Origin of the sequence: Novosphingobium sediminicola (assembly GCF_014196525.1) — a bacterium.
GTDB lineage: Bacteria > Pseudomonadota > Alphaproteobacteria > Sphingomonadales > Sphingomonadaceae > Novosphingobium > Novosphingobium sediminicola.
Map to the genome: position 1 here is coordinate 517,468 of NZ_JACIDX010000001.1, position 21,043 is coordinate 538,510.

The 21,043-nt window shown below is 64.7% G+C and carries 22 protein-coding genes and 1 tRNA gene; 7 read left to right on the forward strand and 16 right to left on the reverse strand.

Annotated features, from left to right (window positions below; genetic code table 11):
* Positions 1–37: 37 nt before the first annotated feature.
* From ftsH to metX, 3 genes are all read right to left on the reverse strand, one after another.
* A complete protein-coding gene (gene ftsH / locus GGR38_RS02450; RefSeq protein ID WP_183622249.1) occupies positions 38–1,987 on the reverse strand; it encodes an ATP-dependent zinc metalloprotease FtsH in 1,950 nt (649 codons plus the stop codon).
* 224 nt (positions 1,988–2,211) lie between these two features.
* Complete coding sequence (metW, locus tag GGR38_RS02455) at positions 2,212–2,805, reverse strand: methionine biosynthesis protein MetW (protein ID WP_183622250.1); 594 nt, start codon at positions 2,803–2,805, stop codon at positions 2,212–2,214.
* Positions 2,806–2,813: 8 nt separating this feature from the next.
* The gene (metX, locus tag GGR38_RS02460) at positions 2,814–3,935 is read right to left on the reverse strand and encodes a homoserine O-acetyltransferase MetX (RefSeq protein WP_183622251.1); all 1,122 of its coding nucleotides are present in this window, start codon (positions 3,933–3,935) and stop codon (positions 2,814–2,816) included.
* A gap of 116 nt (positions 3,936–4,051) precedes the next feature.
* On the opposite strand from metX, the gene GGR38_RS02465 reads away from it, so the two are divergent.
* Positions 4,052–5,149 (forward strand): pyridoxal phosphate-dependent aminotransferase, encoded by a 1,098-nt coding sequence (locus tag GGR38_RS02465; RefSeq protein WP_183622252.1) that lies wholly within the window; start codon positions 4,052–4,054, stop codon positions 5,147–5,149.
* 2 nt (positions 5,150–5,151) lie between these two features.
* A complete protein-coding gene (locus tag GGR38_RS02470; RefSeq protein ID WP_183622381.1) occupies positions 5,152–6,060 on the forward strand; it encodes a prephenate/arogenate dehydrogenase family protein in 909 nt (302 codons plus the stop codon).
* A gap of 245 nt (positions 6,061–6,305) precedes the next feature.
* Here GGR38_RS02470 and GGR38_RS02475 read toward each other — a convergent pair whose 3' ends face one another.
* From GGR38_RS02475 to ftsE, 4 genes are read right to left on the reverse strand one after another with little or no spacing between them, the layout of a single operon-like run.
* Positions 6,306–7,013, reverse strand: a complete 708-nt coding sequence (locus GGR38_RS02475; protein ID WP_246404176.1) for a lysophospholipid acyltransferase family protein — start codon at positions 7,011–7,013, stop codon at positions 6,306–6,308.
* Position 7,014: 1 nt separating this feature from the next.
* The gene (locus tag GGR38_RS02480; protein ID WP_183622253.1) at positions 7,015–7,545 is read right to left on the reverse strand and encodes a YdcF family protein; all 531 of its coding nucleotides are present in this window, start codon (positions 7,543–7,545) and stop codon (positions 7,015–7,017) included.
* A complete protein-coding gene (locus GGR38_RS02485; RefSeq protein ID WP_246404177.1) occupies positions 7,546–8,556 on the reverse strand; it encodes a cell division protein FtsX in 1,011 nt (336 codons plus the stop codon).
* Between the two features lie 8 nt (positions 8,557–8,564).
* A complete protein-coding gene (gene ftsE / locus GGR38_RS02490; protein ID WP_183622254.1) occupies positions 8,565–9,290 on the reverse strand; it encodes a cell division ATP-binding protein FtsE in 726 nt (241 codons plus the stop codon).
* Between the two features lie 210 nt (positions 9,291–9,500).
* Here ftsE and GGR38_RS02495 point away from each other — a divergent pair, with 210 nt between their 5' ends.
* The 4 genes from GGR38_RS02495 (at position 9,501) to map (ending at position 11,562) form a co-directional block, all read left to right on the forward strand.
* On the forward strand, positions 9,501–10,271 hold the full coding sequence (locus tag GGR38_RS02495; RefSeq protein WP_183622255.1) for an MJ0042-type zinc finger domain-containing protein: 771 nt from the start codon (positions 9,501–9,503) through the stop codon (positions 10,269–10,271).
* A gap of 112 nt (positions 10,272–10,383) precedes the next feature.
* Positions 10,384–10,470 (forward strand) — tRNA-Leu (locus GGR38_RS02500).
* Between the two features lie 118 nt (positions 10,471–10,588).
* A complete protein-coding gene (locus tag GGR38_RS02505; protein WP_183622256.1) occupies positions 10,589–10,795 on the forward strand; it encodes a ParD-like family protein in 207 nt (68 codons plus the stop codon).
* Complete coding sequence (map, locus tag GGR38_RS02510; RefSeq protein ID WP_183622257.1) at positions 10,792–11,562, forward strand: type I methionyl aminopeptidase; 771 nt, start codon at positions 10,792–10,794, stop codon at positions 11,560–11,562. Before GGR38_RS02505 ends, map begins: the two co-directional genes overlap by 4 nt.
* Before the next feature lie 18 nt (positions 11,563–11,580).
* Here the strand turns inward: map and GGR38_RS02515 are convergent, their stop codons facing one another.
* Both GGR38_RS02515 and GGR38_RS02520 read right to left on the reverse strand, forming a co-directional pair.
* Positions 11,581–12,807: an NAD(P)/FAD-dependent oxidoreductase gene (locus tag GGR38_RS02515; RefSeq protein ID WP_183622258.1), complete on the reverse strand. Its 1,227-nt coding sequence runs from the start codon at positions 12,805–12,807 to the stop codon at positions 11,581–11,583.
* A 66-nt stretch (positions 12,808–12,873) separates the two neighbouring features.
* Complete coding sequence (locus GGR38_RS02520; protein ID WP_183622259.1) at positions 12,874–14,250, reverse strand: aminotransferase-like domain-containing protein; 1,377 nt, start codon at positions 14,248–14,250, stop codon at positions 12,874–12,876.
* Between the two features lie 103 nt (positions 14,251–14,353).
* Here GGR38_RS02520 and GGR38_RS02525 point away from each other — a divergent pair, with 103 nt between their 5' ends.
* A complete protein-coding gene (locus GGR38_RS02525) occupies positions 14,354–15,214 on the forward strand; it encodes a DMT family transporter (RefSeq protein WP_183622260.1) in 861 nt (286 codons plus the stop codon).
* 274 nt (positions 15,215–15,488) lie between these two features.
* Here GGR38_RS02525 and GGR38_RS02530 read toward each other — a convergent pair whose 3' ends face one another.
* The 7 genes from GGR38_RS02530 to GGR38_RS02560 form a co-directional block, all read right to left on the reverse strand.
* The gene (locus GGR38_RS02530; protein ID WP_183622261.1) at positions 15,489–16,031 is read right to left on the reverse strand and encodes a J domain-containing protein; all 543 of its coding nucleotides are present in this window, start codon (positions 16,029–16,031) and stop codon (positions 15,489–15,491) included.
* Between the two features lie 278 nt (positions 16,032–16,309).
* Positions 16,310–16,849, reverse strand: a complete 540-nt coding sequence (gene pal / locus GGR38_RS02535) for a peptidoglycan-associated lipoprotein Pal (RefSeq protein ID WP_183622387.1) — start codon at positions 16,847–16,849, stop codon at positions 16,310–16,312.
* Between the two features lie 72 nt (positions 16,850–16,921).
* The gene (gene tolB, locus GGR38_RS02540) at positions 16,922–18,319 is read right to left on the reverse strand and encodes a Tol-Pal system beta propeller repeat protein TolB (RefSeq protein WP_246404178.1); all 1,398 of its coding nucleotides are present in this window, start codon (positions 18,317–18,319) and stop codon (positions 16,922–16,924) included.
* Positions 18,316–19,299, reverse strand: coding sequence for a hypothetical protein (locus tag GGR38_RS02545; protein WP_183622262.1), 984 nt, complete (start codon positions 19,297–19,299; stop codon positions 18,316–18,318). Before GGR38_RS02545 ends, tolB begins: the two co-directional genes overlap by 4 nt.
* 4 nt (positions 19,300–19,303) lie before the next feature.
* Complete coding sequence (locus GGR38_RS02550; protein WP_183622263.1) at positions 19,304–19,768, reverse strand: biopolymer transporter ExbD; 465 nt, start codon at positions 19,766–19,768, stop codon at positions 19,304–19,306.
* A 3-nt stretch (positions 19,769–19,771) separates the two neighbouring features.
* Complete coding sequence (gene tolQ, locus GGR38_RS02555; RefSeq protein WP_168605920.1) at positions 19,772–20,479, reverse strand: protein TolQ; 708 nt, start codon at positions 20,477–20,479, stop codon at positions 19,772–19,774.
* Positions 20,476–21,000: a YbgC/FadM family acyl-CoA thioesterase gene (locus GGR38_RS02560; RefSeq protein ID WP_183622264.1), complete on the reverse strand. Its 525-nt coding sequence runs from the start codon at positions 20,998–21,000 to the stop codon at positions 20,476–20,478. The genes tolQ and GGR38_RS02560 overlap by 4 nt, the downstream gene beginning before the upstream one ends.
* Positions 21,001–21,043: the final 43 nt, after the last annotated feature.

The window sequence follows — 21,043 nt, forward strand, 5'->3', positions numbered from 1 at the left end:
TCCCCTCCATTCGTGATGCCAGGGCTTAGGCCCGCGCTTAGGCCCCCTGCGGCGAAATCCCGCCAAACCCGCTGGCCAGACCGCCGGAGCGGCCCGAGCGCGGCACGCTGGTGCCCCGGATCGCGGCGGGCAGAGGCACGCCGCTGGGCGCTTCGGGGCGGTCGATCTTGCCGGTTTCGACCACCTGCTTGATCTCGTCGCCGGTCAGCGTTTCATATTCCAGCAACGCCTGCGCCAGCGTGTGCAGCTTGTCGATCTGCGCCTTGAGCAGGTCGGTGGCGCGCACATGGGCATTGTCGACCAGAGTGCGGATCTCGCTGTCGATCAGCTTGTTGGTCTCGTCCGAGGCAAACAGGCGCTGGCTGGCGCCCATGCCCAGATAGCCCTCGTTCTGATCCTCGTACTGCAACGGCCCCAGCTTGTCGCTCATGCCCCATTTGGTGACCATGTTGCGCGCCAGACCCGTGGCATACTGAATATCGCCCGATGCGCCCGACGAGACCTTGTCATAGCCAAAGATCAGTTCTTCGGCCACGCGACCGCCCATGGCGACCGACAGGTTCGCATGCATCTTGTCGCGGTGGTACGAATAGCTGTCGCGCTCCGGAAGGCGCATCACCATGCCCAGCGCGCGGCCGCGCGGGATGATCGTCGCCTTGTGGATCGGATCGCTGGCCGGTTCGTTCACCGAAACCAGAGCATGGCCCGCCTCGTGATAGGCGGTCATCTTCTTCTCTTCCTCGGTCATGACCATGCTGCGACGCTCGGCGCCCATCATGACCTTGTCCTTGGCGTCCTCGAATTCCTGCATCGCCACCAGACGCTTGTTACGCCGGGCCGCCAGCAGCGCCGCCTCATTGACCAGATTGGCCAGATCGGCGCCCGCAAAGCCCGGCGTGCCGCGCGCAATCACGCGGGGCTGAACATCGGGGGCCAACGGCACCTTCTTCATATGCACGGCGAGGATCTTTTCACGGCCCTCGATATCGGGCACCGGCACCACGACCTGACGGTCGAAGCGGCCCGGACGCAGCAGCGCGGGGTCCAGCACGTCGGGGCGGTTGGTGGCGGCGATGATGATGATGCCATCATTGCCCTCAAACCCGTCCATCTCGACCAGCAACTGGTTCAGCGTCTGCTCGCGCTCGTCATTCGAATTGCCAAGGCCATTGCCGCGGCTGCGGCCCACCGCGTCGATTTCATCAATGAAGACGATGCAGGGCGCGTTTTTCTTGGCCTGTTCAAACATGTCGCGCACTCGGCTTGCGCCCACACCGACGAACATTTCGACGAAATCCGAACCCGAAATGGTGAAGAAGGGTACGCCCGCCTCACCCGCAATCGCGCGGGCCAGCAGCGTCTTACCGGTCCCCGGCGAACCGACCAGCAGCGCGCCCTTGGGGATCTTGCCGCCCAGCTTGGAAAAGCGGCCCGGATCGCGCAGGAACTCGACGATTTCCTCCAGTTCCTCGCGCGCCTCGTCAATGCCGGCCACATCGGCAAAGGTCACGCGCCCCTGCTTTTCGGTCAGCATCTTGGCCTTGCTCTTGCCAAAGCCCATGGCGCCGCCGCCGCCGCCCTTCTGCATCTGGCGCATGGCGAGGAAACCCACCGCCACGATCAGCAGGAAAGGCAGAGCCTGAAGCAGGATATAGAGCAGCACGTTCGGCTCTTCGGGAGCCTTGCCCTGATATTTCACGTTGTTCTGGGCCAGAAGCGGCGCCAGCGTCACGTCATTGGGGATGGGAACGGTGCTGTAGGCCTCGCCGTTCTTGAACTTGCCGGTGATGCGCTGTTCGCCCACCTGCGCGTCATAGACGCTGCCCTCGGCGACTTTGGCGCGGAATTCGGAATAGGGGATCGCCTGCGCGCCAATGTCATTGCGCGCGCTGAACAGCGATACGGCGAAGAACAGGGCGAGGAAGATCCCTCCCCACACCAAAAGGCTCTTCGTCCAGGGGTTTCCATTGGGCTGTTCGTCATTCATCGAGGGGCGCGTCCTTTCACACCCATGTAATGTAGGGCGGTGGGGCTGAATCGCAAGTTGGCAGGGATTTCTTTTGTGTATTGGCAAATCGCCTCCGCGATTTGCCAGCGGCACCAGCCCTCTCCCCCGGCCCTGCCACCCATTTGAGTGTACCCTGTGGGTGGCAGGGCCGGGGGAGAGGGCTGGTGCCGCAAGCTCTGGGCGGATGCCCAGAGCGCAACCGGCTAATATCTCGCCAGCAGATAGACCGCGTGTTCCGCGCGCCAATTGGCCATCGCGGGGCTGATCAGGCTGTCGCCGTTGAGATACCACGCGCCCTCCACCTTCAGCCCGCGCTGGGCCACCAGATCGCGGAAATCGGCGATGGTCAGGTGGTGGATGTTGGGCGTTTCATACCAGCCCACGGGCAACAGCCGAGTGACCGGCATCCGCCCGCGCCACAGCAAATCGCTGCGCACCCGCCAATGGCCGAAATTGGGAAAAGAAACAAAGGCTCGCCGCCCGATCCTCAGCAATTCCTCCAGCACCATGTCGGGCCGCTTGGTGGTCTGCAAGGTCTGGCTCAGGATCGCGTAATCGAAACTGGCGTCGGGATAGAGCGCCAGATCGGTGTCCGCGTCGCCCTGAATGGCCGACAGGCCCTGCCCCACGCATTCGGCCACATTATGCGGGTCGATCTCCAGCCCGCGCACATCGCAGCCCCGCTCGTCGCGCAGCGCCGCCATCAGCGTGCCATCGCCGCAGCCCACATCCAGCACTTTCGCGCCTGCCGCCACATGTCCGGCGATCACCGCCAGATCGGGGCGCAACTTTGCCATAATCCGGTTCATCGGCTCAAAAATCCCGTAATCACCCGGTCAAGCGCGGGCACATCGAGCAGGAAACTGTCATGCCCAAAGGGCGCGGCCAGCTCCATAAAAGACACCGGCGCCCCGGCGGCATTGACCGCATGGGCGATCTTGCGCGATTCGGCGGTGGGATAGAGCCAATCGGTGTCGAAACTGACCACGCAGAAACGCGCCGTGACCCCGGCAAAGGCCTCGGACAGGCGGGCATTGTGGCCCGGCCCGAAACGCTCGTCCACCACGTCGAAATAGCTCATCGCGCGGGTGATATAGAGATAGGAATTGGCGTCGAACCGGCCGGTAAAGCTGCTGCCCTGATAGCGCAGATAGCTCTCCACCTGAAAATCCGCGCCAAAGCCAAAGCTCTTGGCATCGCGATCCTGCAACCGCCGCCCGAATTTTTCCGACAGCGTTTCTTCCGACAGATAGGTGATATGCGCAGCCATCCGCGCCACCGCCAGCCCCGCATCCGGCGCCCGGCCCGACCCGTAATAGGCCCCGCCCTGCCAGTCGGGATCGGCCATGATCGCCTGCCGCCCCACCTCCTGAAAGGCGATGTTCTGCACCGGCATCACCGCCGTCGTGGCCAGCAGCAGCACCCGCGCCACGCGCTCGGGCCAGTGGATCGAGAGCGAGAGCGCCTGCATCCCGCCCATCGACCCGCCCACGACCGCATAGAGCCGCTCCACCCCCAGATGGTCGAGCAACGCCATATGGGCGCGCACCATGTCGCGGATAGTGATGACGGGGAAACGCAAGCCATAGGGCTGGCCATCGGGTGCAAGACTGCCCGGCCCGGTCGTGCCCATACAACTGCCCAGCACATTCGGGCAGATCACATAGAAGCGATCCGTGTCAATCGGCTTGCCCGGCCCCACCATCTTGCTCCACCACCCCGGCTTGCCGGTGATGGGATGCGGGCTGGCAACATATTGGTCGCCCGTGGTGGCATGACATATCAGGATCGCATTGTCGCGCGCATCATTGAGCGCGCCATAGGTTTCAAACGCGATCCTTACGCCTTCAAGGCTCTGTCCGCCATCCAGAGGCAGCGGATCGGGCAGGTCATAGGTCTGCGAATTGGGCGTAAAGAGGCTGGCCATTATGCGCGTTGAATTGGGGGCTGATGCGCGGGAAGTCAACGGGAAGTCCATGCGTCACCCCCTGACTTTTCGACCTCTGTCATTTCGCCCCACGTTCGGCTAAGGCCCGCGCCATTATGACCAAACTTCCCACCCCCAAGCCCTGGATCAGCGCGATCCACGCCTATGTCCCCGGCAAGTCCAAGGGCAAGGACGGCAGGCCGCTGACCAAGCTTTCGGCCAATGAAAATCCGCTGGGTACGTCGGCGGCGGCTCTGGCGGCGCGCGATGCGGCGGCGGCCCCGGCGCTCTATCCCGATCCCGACAGCAATGAATTGCGCGGCGCCTTGGGGCAATTGCACGGCATCCCCGCCGCCCGCATCGTGATGGGCACGGGCTCGGACGAGATCCTGCATATTGCAGCCCAGGCCTATGCCGGGCCGGGGGACGAGATCATCTATGTCCGCTATGGTTTCAGCGTCTATGACATTGCCGCGCGCCGCTGCGGGGCAACCCCCATTGTCGCGCCCGATGCCGATTACGGCACCGATGTCGATGCGCTGCTGGCGCTGGTGAATGAACGGACGCGGGTGGTGTTTGTCGCCAATCCGAACAATCCGACCGGTTCGTTCCTGCCGAAGGGCGAAATCGCCCGCCTCCATGCCGCGCTGCCCTCCGATGTGCTGCTGGTGCTGGATCAGGCTTATGGCGAATATGTCGATCCGGCCAATGACGATGGCGCGCTGGCGCTGGCGGAAAGCGCGGGCAACGTGCTGGTCACGCGCACCTTTTCCAAGATCTATGGTCTGGCGGGCGAGCGTCTGGGCTGGGGCACGGGGGCCGATCACATTATCGACGCGCTCAACCGCATTCGCGGGCCGTTCAACCTGTCGAACACCGCGCAGGCGATGGGCCTTGCCGCCGTGGCCGATCAGGCGTTTGTCGTGACCAGCCGCGAGCATAATGCCGCCACCCGCGCGCGTTTTGTCGAGCGGCTTGAGGCGCTGGGCAACCATGGCGTGCGCCCCTTGCCTAGCCAAGCCAATTTCGTGCTGATCCTGTTCGAAGGCGCGCTTGACGCCGAGACGGTCTATAACGGCCTGATGGACATCGGCTATATCACCCGCTGGCTGCCCAATCAGGGCCTGCCGCATGGGTTGCGCATCACCATCGGCAGCCAGACGCAGATGGATGAAATCGCGGATGAAATCATCCGTCTGGCGCGGGGTGCATGACGATGTCCTTTGCCAAAATCGCCATTATTGGCCTCGGGCTTCAGGGCGGCTCCATCGGCCTTGCGGTTCAGCAATATCTGCCCAAAATCGCCACTTCGGGCTATGATCGCGACCCGGCAACCCGCGCGCGGGCGGCCGAACGCGGATTGGTGGGCCATGTGGCCGAAACCGCCGTGGAGGCTGTGCAAGACGCCGATCTGGTGATCTTCTGCGTGCCGCTGGGCGCGATGGGCGATGCCGCGCGGGAATGCGCGCCGGGCCTGCGCCCCGATGCGGTCATCTCCGATGTCGGCTCGTCCAAGGAGGCGGTCGCCAAAGTGCTGGGCGAGGTCTTGCCCAACCACGTCATCATCCCGGCCCACCCGGTGGCGGGCACCGAAAACTCCGGCCCCGACGCCGGTTTCGCCAGCCTGTTCGAGGGCCGCTGGTGCATCATCACCCCGGCCGAGGGCACCGATCCCTTCGAGATCGAGCGCCTCTCCGTGCTGTGGCAGGCCATCGGCGCGCGGGTGGAAATCATGGCCCCCGCGCATCACGACCGCGTGCTGGCCGTGACCAGCCACCTGCCGCACCTTATCGCCTATACAATCGTGGGCACCGCGGGCGACCTCGAAGAAGTGACCCAAAACGAAGTCATCAAATATTCCGCAGGCGGCTTTCGCGATTTCACCCGCATCGCCGCATCGGACCCCACCATGTGGCGCGATGTCTTCCTCTATAACCGCGACGCCGTCCTGCACATGTTGCAAGTCTTCACCGAGGATCTGACCGAGCTGCAAAAGGCGATCCGCCTTGGAGATGGCGAAAAACTGTTCGACCATTTCACCCGCACCCGCGCCATCCGCCGCTCGATCATCGAGCAGGGTCAGGATGTGGCCAGCGCCAATTTCGGGCGGGATGGGAAGGTTTAAGGGGGAGTTAGAAATGCGAGGGTCTAGACCCTCGCGCTCCCATTACTGTCTGCGTTGCGCAATGGGTTCGACGTTTTGTGTCGGACGCGCCGTTGGAATGATAAAGCCTGCGGCGCGGATAAGGATGCCCTTACAGCGCCGCAGGCTACAATCTCCAAACACCCCCATCAGCCTCTCAAGCACCACCCCATTAACGGGATTGCAAAGGGCCCCCGCCCTTTGCCCGCCGGAGGCAAAAATCTTCCCTAATCATTCAATGCATTAATCGCCACCTTCACCCGCGCCTCAATCTCCTCGCGCGGCAGCCCGGCCGGGATCACCTCGCCAAAGCGATAGGTCACCGTCCCGCGCCTTTTCCAGAACCCGTGGAGCAGCGGGCCCGAATTGACCGCCACCGGCACCACCGGCAGCCCGATCATCTTATACAGGCCCGCAAAGCCTGCCTGAGGCGCAGGCTGGGTGCCATGGCGCACGCGGGTGCCTTCGGGGAAAATGGCCAACGGACGGTTTTCCTGCGACAGGTTGCGCGCGGCCGAAACCATGGCGCGCAGGGCCTTGGCGCCCTGATCGCGCTCGACCGGAACAAGGCCGTAAAGCCCCGCCGCCTTGCCCCACATAGGCAGGCGAAGCAGCTCAACCTTGGCAAAGACCGCCGGAAAGGGCAGCAGCGTGGGCAGGTCGATCGCCTCAAACATGCTTTCATGCTTCAGCGCGACAAAGACCGGGCCGGAGGGCACCTCCCCCTCGATCACAATTTTGATGCCTAGGATATGGACCACGCCCCAGCGATGCATGTTCGACCAGCGAGTGCAGATCCAGATCGCCCCTTCGCGGCCACCCAGCCAGATGAAGAGCGGAATGGTCAGGCCCATGACCACCGACCAGACATAGAAGTGCAGGCAAAAGGCAATCGAGCGCAATGCGTTGCCGATGCCCAGCGGCGTTTTATTCATATCAACCTTTTCCGATATGCCACAGGCGCCGCAACACGAACTTGCTGTATTCGGCAAACAGGATGCCCAGCGAGGGCCGTGTCGGCACCGCGTCTTCTGTCAGTTCCACGTCGGCCGGGATGGTCTGGCGCAATTCCCACGCGGCCCGGCGCATATGCCAGTCCGAGGTTACCAGCCGCACCCGGTGCAACCCGTGGCGTTTGATCCATTGGGCCGATTCGCGCGCGTTGCTGCGCGTATCGACCGATTCATAACCCAGTGTGATGCAGCAGGCCAGCAAGGCAGCGCTCATCTTGTATTCTGCGGCCAGCTCGCCCGGCTTGACCTCAGGGTCCACGCCCGAAATCAGCAGGCGCGGCGCCACGCCATCGCGGAGCAGATCCAGCCCCCGCGCGATCCGCCCCTCGCCGCCGGTCAGCACGATGATGCCATCGGCCTTGGCGATGGGCGCAGGCTGGGGCTGAAACGCGGCGAAACCGGCAAAGCCCAGCGCCCAGACCGTCAGCAACAGCGCAAGGAGGCGGCGCAGCATCTAAAGCATCCTTCGCAGCGCGATCAGCACGGAAAGCCGCGCCGTCAGCATCGCCAGCGCCACCGCCGCCGCCGGCACCAGCGCCACCACCGCCCAGTCGAGCGGCCGCAGCACCCCGCCCGCCAGCAGCCCCGCGCCAAGCCCGGCAAAACGCGCGCCCAGCACCACCACCGCCACTTGCCCCAGCACCAACCCGACCAGACTGCCAAGCGTGGCATCCATGCCCATCGAGCGTTGGAAAATGCGCGCGATCTGGGCATCGGTGCCGCCAAGATTATGCACAATCTCAATCGTCTGCCGATGCGTGCCCAGCGCCGAACGCGCCGAGAGCAGCACCGCCGCCGCCAGCGCCAGCGCCAACAGGGCGATCATCGACAGCGCCAGCCAGCGCAGCGAATCCATCGCCTCGAACACCGGGGCCAGCCAATGCGATTGCGCATCCACCCGCGCGCCCGGCGCCACCCGGCCCAGCGCCGCGCGCAGCGCCGCAATGCGCCCGCCATCGGCCGCCCCGTCAATCCGCACATCAATCATCGCGGGCACGGGCACCATATCGCCATCACTCATCCCCGCGCCCAGCCATGGCACGAGCAACTGATCCAGCTCCGCCTGCGGCACCACGCGGGCCGAAATCACCCCAGGCACGGCCAGCAGCGCCTTTTGCGCGGCCTGCGCCTGAGCGGCGCGGATCGGGGCCTGCGCCTCGATGATCTGAACACTCACGCCCCCGGCCAGATCGAGCGCCGCAGCATTGGCGATGTTGCGCAGCGCAAGGCCCGTGGCCGCCGCGATCACCGTGATCGTCACCATGATCGCGATCACCCATGGCGTCGGCCCCGACAGCCGCGCCTGCGGCACCAGCACGCCCTCGCCGCCACTGCCAAACGCGCGCCAGCCCGCCAGCTTGCCTTCGCCCCGGCCCAACACGCCTCCCCGGCGCGGGGCAGGATCGGCAGGCCCACCCGTGGGGGCCAGCGGGCGCTGCGGGATCTGCACCTGTTCGTCGTCCATAGATGGCTTCATGGCTGGGCGTTCTCCCGGCGCGGGGGGTAGCGCAGCGCCCCGGTGGGGTCCGACATCCGCCCACGATCCAGCCGCATAATCAGGCTGCCCGGCACCTTCTGCAACAGATGCAGATCGTGGGTGGCCACCACCACGGTCGTGCCCAGCCGGTTGAGCGCCTCGAACAGGCGCAGCAATTTGATCGCCATATCCGGGTCAACGTTGCCGGTCGGTTCGTCGGCCACCAACAATTCGGGCCGCCCGATCACCGCGCGCGCGATGGCCACGCGCTGCTGCTCGCCGCCCGATAGCGTGGCCGGGCGCGCCTCCATCCGGTCGGCCAGTCCCACCCATTCGAGCATATCCTTGACCGGCTGCACCACATCGCGTTCCGGCACCCCCGCCACGCGCAGCGGCAGCGCCACATTGTCAAAGGCAGAGAGGTGGGGAACCAGCCGGTAATCCTGATAGACCACCCCGATCCGCCGCCGAAATCCGGGCAGGCGGTGGCGCGGCAGGGTGATCGCATCGGTGCCGAACAGGCTGATCATCCCGCGCGAAGGACGCTGGGCCAGATAAAGCATGCGCAGCAGCGAGGATTTGCCCGCGCCGCTGGCCCCGGTCAGAAAATAGAAATGACCCGCATGAAGCGTGAAACCGACATCGCACAGCACCTCGCGATCGGGGCCATAGCGCAGGCCGACATTGTCGAACCTTGCAATTTCTCCTGTCATGCCCGTCATTTGACCCTCCCACGCGTATCAGACGCGGCAACACATCTGCGCAAAATGCAGCATTGCAGGCTTGTAACAGGGGAGCGGTCGACCATTGTGACCCAGCTATAGTACGGCTTTGCCCGCGAAAAAAGGGCGGTGGAAAAATGGCTGTTCGCGCGGCGGACGCCCCCTGTTCCCCTTGTGCTGTGCAACTGTTGCATGCTTTAGCTGTGGGCGATGATTATTGCCTGTCCTGCTTGCGCGACACGCTATGCCGTCCCCGACAGCGCCATCGGGGTCGATGGCCGCACCGTGCGCTGCGCCACCTGCCGCCATAGCTGGTTTCAGGAAGGGCCGGTGATTGAGGTGCCCGCAGCACCGGCTCCGCCCCCCCAACCTCCTGTGCAGCAGCCCCCGGTCGAGCAGGTCCCGCCGCCCGCTCCGGTTGCCGCTCCGCCCCCGCCCGCACCTCCGGTTATGGTCGCCCCCCCTCCCGCCCCGGCGGTCGAGCAGGCGCCGCCGCCGATAGCGGATAATTTCGCCGCCAGCCCTTCCAGCTTTGCCCATGAACCGCCCTTCCGCCCACGCCGCAATCCGGCGCGTATGTGGACGATGCTGGCCGTCGGCTTTGCCTTGATGGCCAGCGGCGCAATGGCGGCGGTCTATCAGTTCGGCCTGCCCGCGTGGCTGCCCCTGCCCCAGACCGGGCATAGCGAGCCGGACCTGAAGCTGACCTTTCCGGCCGCGCGTCAGGAACGCCGGCCGCTCAACAATCAAAACGATTATTTCAACATTTCCGGCACGATCACCAATATCGGCCAGAACCGCCGCAGCGTGCCCAGTCTGGTGATCGTGCTGCGCGATGCGCGCAACCGTGCGGTCTATACGGTCGAGGCCGCGCCGCCCAAGCCCGTGCTGAACCCCGGCGAGAACCTGACCATCAACACTGCGATCGTTGACGCGCCCAAAGCGGCGGTTTCGGCCGAGGTGAAATGGAAGGTGAATTGAAACAAATTTTCCACAGGTTCGATTCAACGCTTGGCAAGGTCGAAGTCCTCTGTTAGGGGCGCCCTCCTACCCCACTGATAGGCCAGAGCTTCTGGCAAATCAGACACTGATTGCGGTCGTGGCGGAATTGGTAGACGCGCAACGTTGAGGTCGTTGTGGGTGAAAACCCGTGGAAGTTCGAGTCTTCTCGACCGCACCAGAACAAACGAGGCAGGGGCAACCCTGCCTTTTTTGTTGCCCGCTTTCCGCGTGGATGCTTGCCTTGAATCCGCGCCCAATATACGAAGCATATACGATTCGTATATTCAGGAGCCACTATGGGCATCGTCAACATCGAGGATGAGCTGCACGAGCAATTGCGCAAGGCCAGCAAGGTCTCCTGCCGCTCGATCAACGCGCAGGCCGCCTTCTGGATCCGGGCGGGCATGTTGTGCGAGATGAACCCGCATATGAGCTTTCAGGACATCGTGGCGCGTGAACTGCGCGAGGCGGGGGTCGATCCAGCCTTGGTTGGCACGCGATGATTAAAACCGCCGATGAAATCGAGGTGATGGCCCGCGCCGGTCGCCTGCTGGCCGATGTGTTTGCCTATCTCGACACGCTGCCTCTCGCAGGCGCGACAACGATGGAGATCAACGACAGGGTCGAGGCCTATATCACCGGCCCCCTGCAAAGCCGCCCGGCCAGCAAGGGGCAGTATAATTACCCCTATGTGCTGAACTGTTCGCGCAACCATGTGGTGTGCCACGGCATGCCTTCGGAAGGCGATGTTCTGGCCGATGGCGATATCGTCAATTTCGACATCACGCTGGAAAAGGACGGGTTTATCGCCGATTCGTCCAAGACCTATATGATCGGCAATGTGGCGCCCCATGCCCGGCGGCTGGTCAAAACCACCTATGAGGCGATGTGGCAGGGCATTCGCAGCGTGCGCCCCGGCGCGCGGCTGGGCGATATCGGCCATGCGATCGAGCGCCATGCCAAAAAGGCGGGCTATTCGATCGTGCGCGACTATTGCGGCCATGGCATCGGGCGCGAAATGCATGAGGACCCGCAAGTGCTGCATTTTGGCCGCCCCGGCACAGGCCTCACCCTGCGCGAGGGGATGGTATTCACCATCGAGCCAATGCTGAACGAGGGCCGCGCTAGAGTGGAAACGCTCGACGACGGGTGGAGCGTGGTGACGGCCGATGGCAAATTGTCGGCGCAATTTGAACATACCGTGGCGGTCACGGCGCAGGGCGTGCGCGTGCTGACCCTGCGGCCTGAGGAAAAGGCGGCGCGCCGTTAACCGGCGCGCCCATCCCCTTTAGAGCAATTCCTTCAAAGGCACGCCGCTGTCGGCCAATGCGGCCAGATCAGGCGTCGCCCCCGCCTCGACCAGCTTGCGGCCCTGAACGTAATCCTTGACGCTGTTGACGCAATCAAGCGCGATCACGCGACCACCTTTGAGGTAAACCACGCTGAACGAACGCGCCGTCACATCGCCGCGCAGCACCGTCTGGTCATAGCCCACCGACAGGCCCGCCGTTTGCAGGCGCAGGTCATACTGGTTCGACCAGAACCACGGGAAAGCGTGATAGGGCTTGTCCTCGCCCAGAATATGTTTGGCCACGCAACTGGCCTGATCGTTGGCATTCTGGACCGATTCGACGCGCATCACCACGCCTTCGGCAAAATCGCAAGCAAAGGCCGCGCAATCGCCCACCGCATAGACATCGGGCAGCGAGGTGCGGCAGAATTCATCCACGTCCACCCCATTGGCCCCGGCCGCCCCGGCCAGAATCAGCGGACCGACCGCCGGCACGATGCCGATACCGACAATCACCACATCGGCGGGGACAACCTCGCCATCGGACAATTCCACGCCCGTCACCTTGTCCGTGCCCACCAGCCGCTCGACGCCGCTGATCCCGGTGCGCAGATCGACGCCATGGGCGCGATGTTCGGCCTCATAGAAAGCGGACAGTTCCGGCCCCGCCACCCGCGCCAGCACGCGCGGCGCCAGTTCGAGCAGGGTGACATGACGGCCCATTTTGGACAGCACCGCGGCTGCCTCAAGCCCGATATAGCCGCCGCCGATGACGACGAAATTCTTCGCCCCTGCATCAACCTCGGCCATCAGCGCATCGGCATCGGCCCGCGTGCGCACGCCATAAACGCCCGCCAGATCCGCACCTTCGCACGACAGACGCCGCGCATCGCCGCCCGCCGCCCAGACCAGACGGCCATATTCAATGGTCTCGCCATCGGCCAAAGTCACCTGATGCGCGGCGCCATCAACGCTGGCAACCTCGCGCCCCAACAGCAATTCGACCTGCTTTTCCTCCCAGAACGCAGCCGGGCGGATATAGAGGCGGTCAAAGGTCTTTTCCCGCGCGAAATATTCCTTGGACAAAGGCGGGCGTTCATAGGGCGGCTCAACCTCGCGCCCCACAATCGCCACAGAGCCGGTAAAGCCCCCCTGACGCAGCGCAATCGCGCATTGAGCCCCGGCGTGTCCCCCGCCCACGATCAGAATGTCTTTTTTATCCATGGAACGTGTGGTTTGACGAAAAGCGCGCCAAGGTCAATCTTTGGCGTGATCGGAAATGCAGTCTGCCTATTCAATTACGGCCATTTCCTCGGCCATGATGCGCAGCGCGCGCGGGGATGTCTGCGCCGCGTTGAAGCGCAGATAGGCCCCCGCGCTCTGGCTGGGGCTGAACACATTGCCCGGCGCCAGCACCACCCCGCGCGCCCGACAGGCCTGCGCCAGCCTCGCGCTGTCCTGCCCCGGCGGCAGGGCGCACCACAGGTTGAAGCCCCCCACCGGATCGCCCCAGACCCGCAGGCCCATCGCGCCCAATTGCCCCGCCAGATCCGCCCGCGCGCCTGCAAGCCTGCGGCGCAAACCATCGATATGCTTGCGATATTGGCCGCCCACCAGCACATGCGCGATGGCAGCCGCCGAGAGCGGACTGGGCCCGCCAAAGCCGGTGGCCACCTGAAGATCGCACAGCGCGTCGATCCATTCCGCCCGCGCCATAATATAGCCGCAGCGCAGCGAAGCCGAGAGCGTTTTGGAAAAGCTGCCGATGCGAATCACGCTCTGCAACCCGTCCAGCACCGCCATGCGCGGCGCCTGCTGAACGAAATCGGCGAAGATATCGTCCTCGACAATCACCATGCCATGCGCGGCGGCGATGGCGGGCAGGCGGTGCGCAATCTGGGGCGAAAAGCCCGCCCCGGTGGGATTATGCGGCGCCGAATTGGTCAGATAGAGCCGGGGCCTTTCGCGCGCGACAATCGCCTCGAACTGCGCCGGATCGGGACCATGCGGGCCATAGGGCACGCTGACCACGCGGGCGCTGTGCGCGGCCAGCAGGGCTTGAAAATTAAAATAGCACGGATCATCGAGCAACACCGCATCGCCGGGACGCAGCATCAGGCGGCAGATCAGGTCGATCGCCTGCGTCCCCGATCCCGTCAGCAACACCTGATCGGGATGCACCGCCAGCCCCTCGCCCGCCATGGCCAGCGCCAGTTGGCGGCGCAGGCTGGGTTCGCCCCGCGTCGAGCCGTAAAGCGTGAGCAGCACCGGGTCCGCCGCCGCCGCGCGCAAGGCACGGCGCAACGCCTCCTGCGGCATCCAGTCGGGGGGCAGCCAGCCACAGCCCGGCTTTTCGGTTTCCGCATCGGCATCGAGCGACTGGCGCGAGACCCAGAAGGGATCGATCTCGGCCGGCCTCGCGGGGGCATTCTGCGCCGGCCCCTTGGGCGGGGAGGCAAGGCGGGCGACGAAAAAGCCCGATTTGGGCACCGCCGCGATCACCCCATCAGCCACCATCCGGTCATAGGCCTCGACCACCGTGGCGGGCGAGACATGCAGCGCGGCCGCGCATTGACGCACCGAGGGCAGCTTGTCCCCCTCGCCCAGCAGGCCCGAGGCGATGCGGCCACGGATGGTTTCGATCACCATATTGATGCGGGTGGTCATGTGTATTGCTCTTTACATCGATACAGATGGTGTAATCTGTACCATACTGTATCTGGGCGCAAGCCCGGCGCATCGCCTATCAGGTGGCCTCAAGGAGGCCATCATGCAGGATATCAGAAAAGGTTGGATCAACGGAATGATCGGCGTCGCGCTGTTCAGCGGGTCAATGCCCGCCACGCGCGCAGCGGTGGTCGGGTTCACCCCGCTGTTCCTGACTGCGGCGCGGGCGATCATTGCGGGCGGCCTTGGCGCGTTGATGCTGGTGGCCATGCGCGAAAGCCTGCCGCGCGGGCGGCAATGGCTCTCGCTGGCCATGATCGCGGGCGGCGTGGTGGTCGGCTTTCCGCTGCTGACGGCCATTGCGCTGCAGGAAATTTCGGCGGCGCGCTCGCTGGTCTTTGTCGGGCTGCTGCCGCTCTCCACCGCCCTGTTCGGCGTGCTGCGCGGGGGCGAGCGACCGGGCGCGATCTTCTGGCTCTTTGCGCTGCTGGGCGCGGGATGCGTGGCGGGTTATGCCCTGTCGCACAATGCCGCCGCCTCGCCGGTGGGCGATGCGCTGATGGTGGTGGCCGTGGTGGTCTGCGGGCTGGGCTATGCTGAGGGCGCCGTGCTGACGCGGCAGATGGGCGGATGGCAAGTGATCTGCTGGGCGCTCGTGATCTGTACGCCCCTTGCCGCTGTGCTGGCCGCGCTCACATGGCCTCAAAGCATGGCCTCCATCGGCACGCCAAGCTGGGTCGGGCTGTTCTACGTCTCGGTCTGCACCATGCTGCTCGGCTTCATCTTCTGGTATCGCGGGCTGGCGCTGGGCGGCATCGCGCGCGTCGGGCAATTGCAATTGCTTCAGCCGTTCCTCGGGCTGGGGCTGGCGGCGGTGTTCCTGCATGAGGCGATTGCGCCGGCGATGCTGGTGGCCGTGGGGGCTGTGGTGGGGTGTGTTGCGGGGGCGCGGCGATTTGCTTGAGGGGGCGGGATTTATGCCTCCGGCGGGCAAAGGGACTCGTCCCTTTGCAATCCCGTTAATGGGGTAGCCGGAGGTCGGCAGCGTATCGATTAAGACAATGGATAAAGCCTGCGGCGCTGCGGCCTCACGCTAAAAGCGCCGCAGGCTTTAAAATTCAAACCCGCGTCCGACACAAAAGGCCGCCCCCATAGCGCAACGCCGACAATATCGGGATTGTTAAGGGTCCCCGCCCTTAACCCGCCGGAGGCAAAACCTCCAAACCCCGACAAAACCCCTAAATCCCACTCCCCTTCCACGACCGCCGCTCCTCGGCGGCGCGCAACACCTCATAGGCCAGTTGCAGCTTGCGGAAGGCTTTGGCGGCTTCTTCGTCATTGGGGCGCACGTCGGGGTGGACCTCTTTGGCCTTGGTCCGCCATGCTTTCTTGATCGCGTCGAAATCGGCGTCGCTTTCCAGCTCCAGCACTTCGAGCGCGCGCATTTCATCGCGGCTGCGGGTGCCGTCGCCCGATCCGGTCCATCCATAGTAGGATGATTCGCGATAGCCCGCGCTGGTTTGCTGTTCCGCCTTTTCGCGCGACTCGGCCTCTTCCTTGTCGAGGCCCGCGAAATAGTCCCATCCTGAATTGTATTCGGCGGCGTGAGTCTGGCAAAAATACCAGCGATCCGGGCTGTTGGGTGATTTCGGCGCGGGGCAATTGCCCGGTTCGCTGCATCCGGCGCGGTCGCACAGGCGCACATGCGCCGCCTCGCGGCCACTTTCATAGCCACGCCAGCGCGGGAATCCCCAATCCGATGATCGACCTGCACGAGCCATCCGCGCTTACTGACAAAACCGCGCCTTCTACGCAAGTGTCCGCAGAGGCTGCTTGCTATGTCGCATTGCAATCGCAGGCTTTTTCGCTTAAGCGCCGCCCCCATGAGCCGCCAACTTGCCCTTGCCAGCATGATTGCCATTGCCGCGAGCGCCGCCTGTGCGCTGATGGCGCCCGGTATGGCCATGGCGCGCTACGCCACTATCATCCTGCGCTGAAAACAAAACCCCGCCACCGGATCGCTCCGGCGCGGGGTTCTGCATCGCTTGTGACCGGTTGATCAGTCGATCGTGACGGTCACAGCACGGCGATTCTTCGCCCATGCTTCCTCGGTCGAAGCGGTGTCGACCGGACGTTCCTTGCCATAGCTGACCGTGGTCAGGCGCGAGGCGTCGACGCCCAGGCTGACCAGGAATGCCTTGGCCGAATTGGCGCGGCGTTCGCCAAGGGCGAGGTTGTAATCGCGGGTGCCGCGTTCGTCGGCATGGCCTTCGATGGTGGCCTTCTTGCCCGGATACTTCAGCAGCCAGCCCGCCTGAACGCGCAGGATATCGGCCGAGATCTGGTCGATGTCATACTTGTCCAGCGCAAAGTGGATGGTGTCGCGGCCATTGACCGAGGCCAGGAAGTCGGCCTGCGAGCCCGGCGCCGGGCCAACCGGCACGACAGGGGCGGGAGCGGGCATGGTGTTGGTGACCGGCGGGCCGGGTTCGGGCGGCAACTGCTTGGGCGGCTTGGGCGCGCAGGCCGAAAGGGCCAACGCGCTCACGCTGACGAGCACACCGGCGCTCAGCAGGCGAGTATTGAGCATGGAGGGCATCATGTCTTCTCCTTGACTACAGGGGTAGTGAGTACAGGGACGGTGACTGGAGGGATAGGCAAACCGCGCCCGTTACTGGCGAACCGGGCCCCATGAAGGGTCCGACCCATCGACCGGCGTGGGCAAGCGCCGTTCGTTCCGCCCCGTCAGATCCACCTGCCAGATGCTGGTCTTGCCGGTGCCCTTTTCGGTGCGGAAGAATTGGATGATGCGGCCGTTGGGCGCCCATGTCGGGGCCTCGTCCTGCCATGCATTGGTCAGATAGCGCATGCCGCCGCCATCAACCCCCATCACCGCAATGCGCAGATTGCCCGCGATATGGGTAAAGGCGATCTGGTCGCCGCGCGGGCTCCATTCCGGCGTGGCCGCACGGCCGCCGAAAAAGCTGATGCGGCGCTGGTTGCTGCCATCGGCGTTCATCACGTAAATCTGCTGGCTGCCGCCGCGATCGCTTTCAAACACGATCTTGCTGCCATCGGGCGAATAGGACCCGCCCACATTGATCCCCGGCGTCTCGGTCAGCTTCTGGCTGATCCCGCCTTGCGAGGACACACGATAGATATTCGTGTTGCCCGCATGGGCCATCGAATAGAGGATCCACTTGCCGTCGGGCGACCAGCGCGGGGCAAAGGCCGGGCTGCCCGGTTCGGCGATCATCTTCTGGCTCGCGCTTTCCACGTCATAGACATAGATGCGCGGGCGGCCATTGAGATAGGACAGATAAACGATCTTGCGATAATCGGGCGAGAAGCGCGGGGTCAGCGCCATGGCCTGACCGGTCGTGATGAACCGGTGGTTCGCCCCGTCGCTGTCCATGATCGCCAACCGCTTCATGCGGTGATCCTTCGGACCCGTTTCCGCAATATAGGCGATGCGGCTGTCAAAGAAGGGGCTTTCCCCCGACAGGCGCGAATAGACCGTATCGGCGCATTTATGCGCAGCCCGGCGCCAATCGCCCGGCGCCATTTCCCATGTCGCCTTGACCAGTTGCTGGCGCAGGCTGACGTCATACAGATAGCAACCCACCACCAGATTGCCGTTGCTGGCCGCCGAGACGCTGCCATGCACCAGCATTTCGGCGCCGCGCGTGCTCCATGTGGGAAAATCGGGCGTCAGCACCTGAATGATCGGGATCGGCGGCAGGCTGTTGGGCCCAGTGGGCTTGAACAGGCCGTTGTTTTTCAGGTCGCCCGTGATCACCTCGGCAATCGCGCGGCCCACCTGCGCGGTGCTGCCCGCGCTGGCGGCGGTGGGCACATCGGCGTTGGTGGCAAAACTGGGGATGGCGATGCCAAGGCTCTGCCAAGCGGTGTCATCCGAGACCGTGCCCGTCAGCACGCCATTGTCGGCGGCGGGCGGCGGGTTTGGCGTCACCATCGGGGCGGGAGCGATGGTCTGGGCATGGATCGCGCCGGCGGCCATCAAGGCCGCGCCAGCCAGAAGCCCGCAAGAGAATTTACGCATCATCATTGAGACAGGTTCCTGTCGAAACGCCATTGCACATGTTTCCATGCTTCATAGAGATCGGGCGGCAAAGGAAAAGGTGCCGCAAGTTTGACCGCGCGTATCGCATTTTCGCGATGCAGCCCGGCCTGCGGATGGTTGCTGGCGGTCACGCCTTCCTGACGGACCACCGTGACCGGCCCGGCCAAAGTGCCGTCGGGGTTGAGGTCGAAGGCCAGAATCGTGACCAGTTGATCGGTTTCCACCCCCTGCGGCACGCGCCAATGCGGCTTCAACTGGCGGCTGATCGCGCCTGCCAGCGCGGCCTTGACCCCCGGCCCGATCACGGCGGCGGGCGGGGTCTGCGCCTTGCCCGCTGTGCTGGCGCCAAAGCCTTTGAGGAAATCGACTCCGATGCGGCTGCCGCCTGCGGGCTTGTTGGTGGCCGGTTTGGCAGCCTCAGTCTTGGCCTCCTGCTTGGCTGCGGTCGCCTTGCTGCCATGGGCCGCCGCAATCGCGGCTGAGATCGGGTCCGCCTTGGCCGGGGTCGGCTTAGCCGGTGCGGGCTTAACCGGCGCAGGATGCGGCGCGGGCACGGGCTTGGGCGGCGGCACCGGATGGGGCTGCTGGGCCGGCCGCGGCGGCGGCGGGGCCGGTTGCGGCTTGGGCTGCGGCACAGGCCTTGGCGGAGGCGGCGCGGGGACCGGAACAGGCTTTGGCGCAGGCGCAGGCTGGGGCGCCGGTTCGGGCACGTCCATCGGCTGGGCCTCGCCCAGTTGCGGGGCCAGATCGGGCGCGGCTTCCTCGCGGCTGGTCGAAACCGCCTCCTTGGCCACATCCTCGGCCAGCGTCACCTGCATCCGCTGCGGGCGCGGCATGGGCGGCGCGGAAGGCTGCAAGGCCAGCACCGCCACCAGCGCCACATGCCCGACCACCGCGACGCCAAGGCCGATCGCCTCGCCCCGGTTCAGACCCTTGCGGCCATAATAGGATTGGGCCAGCGCCATGGAATCAGGGCTTCTTTGCCGTTTCAGCGGGGGCGCCGCCCGCAACCGTCACCAGCGAGATGGCGGTGATCCCGGCGCGGTTCAATTCGCCCATCACGCCCACCACCCGGCCATATTCCAGCGCCTTGTCCGCGCGCAGCGTCACCAGCGGCATTGCCCCATCGGCCCCGCGCGGCAGGCTGCCCACGCGCTCGGCCAACTCGCCGGGCGAGAGTTCATCATCATCGAGGAACACGCGCCCCTCGGCATTCATCGTGATCGTCACCTGCTTGGGCGTCTGGTCCAGCGGCTTGGCGCGGCTGTCGGGCAGCGTGATCGGAATGCCCGCCTTCATCAGCGGCGCGGTGACCATAAAGATCACCAGCAGCACCAGCATCACGTCGACCAGCGGCGTGACGTTGATTTCGGCCATCGGCGCGCGGGCGCCCCGCCCTCGCCGTTTGGAGAATTTATGGATGCCCATCGCCATGGATCAAAGCCCGTCCAGCTCGCGAGACAGGCTCGCATGGAAACGGTCGGCAAAGCGCTGGAGCCGCGATTCAAAGCTGTTCACGATATGCGAATAGCGGTTGTAGCCGATCACCGCCGGGATGGCCGCAAACAGGCCGATGGCGGTGGCGAACAGGGCCTCCGAAATGCCGGGCGCGACGACCGAGAGCGAAGAGTTCTGCTGCTGGCCGATCTGGAAAAAGCTGTTCATGATGCCCCAGACGGTGCCGAACAGGCCAACAAAGGGCGCGACCGAGCCGACCGTGGCGAGGAAATTCAGCCGGTCGGCCAGACTTTCCGCCTCGGCCGCCACCACGCTGTCCATCACCGAGGCGAGGCGCTGGCGCGCGCCGGAACGGTCGATCTTGCCCGTGGCCGAACGGCGCCATTCGGCCAGAGCCGCGCTGACCACCTTGGCCACCGGCAGATCGGCGTTCTTGCCGCCGCCGCGCTCGGCCTGAAAGGCGTCGATGTCGCGCGATTTCCAGAATTCGCCCTCATAGGCCTCCGACTGGCGGCGCAACGAGGCCATGCGAAAGCCGAAGGACAACAGGATCGTCCACACCCATACGCTGGCCAGAACCAGACCGCCCATCACCACCCGCACGACAATATCGGCGTCCAGAAACAGCTTGACGGGATCGAGATGGGTAGAGCCGGCAGCGGCAGCAAGCAGGTCGAGGTCGGTCATGGGGTTCCCGGTTGGTTGGGGCTTAAATCAATGGATGCCGGAATGGTTCCGGCCAGAAATTGGGCAAAGATGGTGCGCCATTGGGCGGGCTGTCGGCGCGGGCGGCCATCGGGGGCGACAAAGCCCACCCGAACGGATGCCTGCGCCAGCAGCGCGCCTTTCTGAACGGCGCCTTTCTCAACACCGGCGCGCCTGAACGCGGCTTGAACCAGACGGATGCTGGCCGCGCCCAATTCCTCGATCTGCGTTTCGATCAGCACATCATCGTCAAGGCGCGCGGGCGCGGCATAGCGGATGGCCATTTCGGCCACGGCAAAGGCGCCCTCGCCCGCCTCCTGCGCGGCGCGTTGATCCACATGCAACAGGCGCAGCATATCCGAGCGGGCGCGCTCGAACCAGCGCAGATAATTGGCATGATAGACCACGCCCGACAGGTCGGTATCCTCGAAATAGGCCCGCACCGCATAGAGATGCGCAAGGCCATCGAAGCAGCCGGAAGGGAGGAGAGGCAGGGCGTTCATAATTGTCGCTGAATCTAGCCCGCCCTTGGCGCAAAGAGCAACC

What these genes read in the sequence shown, in the direction of transcription:
- GGR38_RS02475 (WP_246404176.1), bottom strand. Translation starts at nt 7,013, where the DNA reads ATGAATAAAACGCCGCTGGGCATCGGCAACGCATTGCGCTCGATTGCC.
- GGR38_RS02545 (WP_183622262.1), bottom strand. Translation starts at nt 19,299, where the DNA reads ATGGCGCTGGCCCAATCCTATTATGGCCGCAAGGGTCTGAACCGGGGC.
- tolB (WP_246404178.1), bottom strand. Translation starts at nt 18,319, where the DNA reads ATGATGATGCGTAAATTCTCTTGCGGGCTTCTGGCTGGCGCGGCCTTG.
- GGR38_RS02480 (WP_183622253.1), bottom strand. Translation starts at nt 7,545, where the DNA reads ATGCTGCGCCGCCTCCTTGCGCTGTTGCTGACGGTCTGGGCGCTGGGC.
- GGR38_RS02530 (WP_183622261.1), bottom strand. Translation starts at nt 16,031, where the DNA reads ATGGCTCGTGCAGGTCGATCATCGGATTGGGGATTCCCGCGCTGGCGT.
- GGR38_RS02465 (WP_183622252.1), top strand. Translation starts at nt 4,052, where the DNA reads ATGACCAAACTTCCCACCCCCAAGCCCTGGATCAGCGCGATCCACGCC.
- ftsH (WP_183622249.1), bottom strand. Translation starts at nt 1,987, where the DNA reads ATGAATGACGAACAGCCCAATGGAAACCCCTGGACGAAGAGCCTTTTG.
- ftsE (WP_183622254.1), bottom strand. Translation starts at nt 9,290, where the DNA reads ATGACGGGCATGACAGGAGAAATTGCAAGGTTCGACAATGTCGGCCTG.
- pal (WP_183622387.1), bottom strand. Translation starts at nt 16,849, where the DNA reads ATGCCCTCCATGCTCAATACTCGCCTGCTGAGCGCCGGTGTGCTCGTC.
- GGR38_RS02505 (WP_183622256.1), top strand. Translation starts at nt 10,589, where the DNA reads ATGGGCATCGTCAACATCGAGGATGAGCTGCACGAGCAATTGCGCAAG.
- GGR38_RS02550 (WP_183622263.1), bottom strand. Translation starts at nt 19,768, where the DNA reads ATGGCGATGGGCATCCATAAATTCTCCAAACGGCGAGGGCGGGGCGCC.
- GGR38_RS02485 (WP_246404177.1), bottom strand. Translation starts at nt 8,556, where the DNA reads ATGGACGACGAACAGGTGCAGATCCCGCAGCGCCCGCTGGCCCCCACG.
- metX (WP_183622251.1), bottom strand. Translation starts at nt 3,935, where the DNA reads ATGGCCAGCCTCTTTACGCCCAATTCGCAGACCTATGACCTGCCCGAT.
- map (WP_183622257.1), top strand. Translation starts at nt 10,792, where the DNA reads ATGATTAAAACCGCCGATGAAATCGAGGTGATGGCCCGCGCCGGTCGC.
- GGR38_RS02520 (WP_183622259.1), bottom strand. Translation starts at nt 14,250, where the DNA reads ATGACCACCCGCATCAATATGGTGATCGAAACCATCCGTGGCCGCATC.
- GGR38_RS02495 (WP_183622255.1), top strand. Translation starts at nt 9,501, where the DNA reads ATGATTATTGCCTGTCCTGCTTGCGCGACACGCTATGCCGTCCCCGAC.
- metW (WP_183622250.1), bottom strand. Translation starts at nt 2,805, where the DNA reads ATGGCAAAGTTGCGCCCCGATCTGGCGGTGATCGCCGGACATGTGGCG.
- GGR38_RS02525 (WP_183622260.1), top strand. Translation starts at nt 14,354, where the DNA reads ATGCAGGATATCAGAAAAGGTTGGATCAACGGAATGATCGGCGTCGCG.
- GGR38_RS02515 (WP_183622258.1), bottom strand. Translation starts at nt 12,807, where the DNA reads ATGGATAAAAAAGACATTCTGATCGTGGGCGGGGGACACGCCGGGGCT.
- GGR38_RS02560 (WP_183622264.1), bottom strand. Translation starts at nt 21,000, where the DNA reads ATGAACGCCCTGCCTCTCCTCCCTTCCGGCTGCTTCGATGGCCTTGCG.
- GGR38_RS02470 (WP_183622381.1), top strand. Translation starts at nt 5,152, where the DNA reads ATGTCCTTTGCCAAAATCGCCATTATTGGCCTCGGGCTTCAGGGCGGC.
- tolQ (WP_168605920.1), bottom strand. Translation starts at nt 20,479, where the DNA reads ATGACCGACCTCGACCTGCTTGCTGCCGCTGCCGGCTCTACCCATCTC.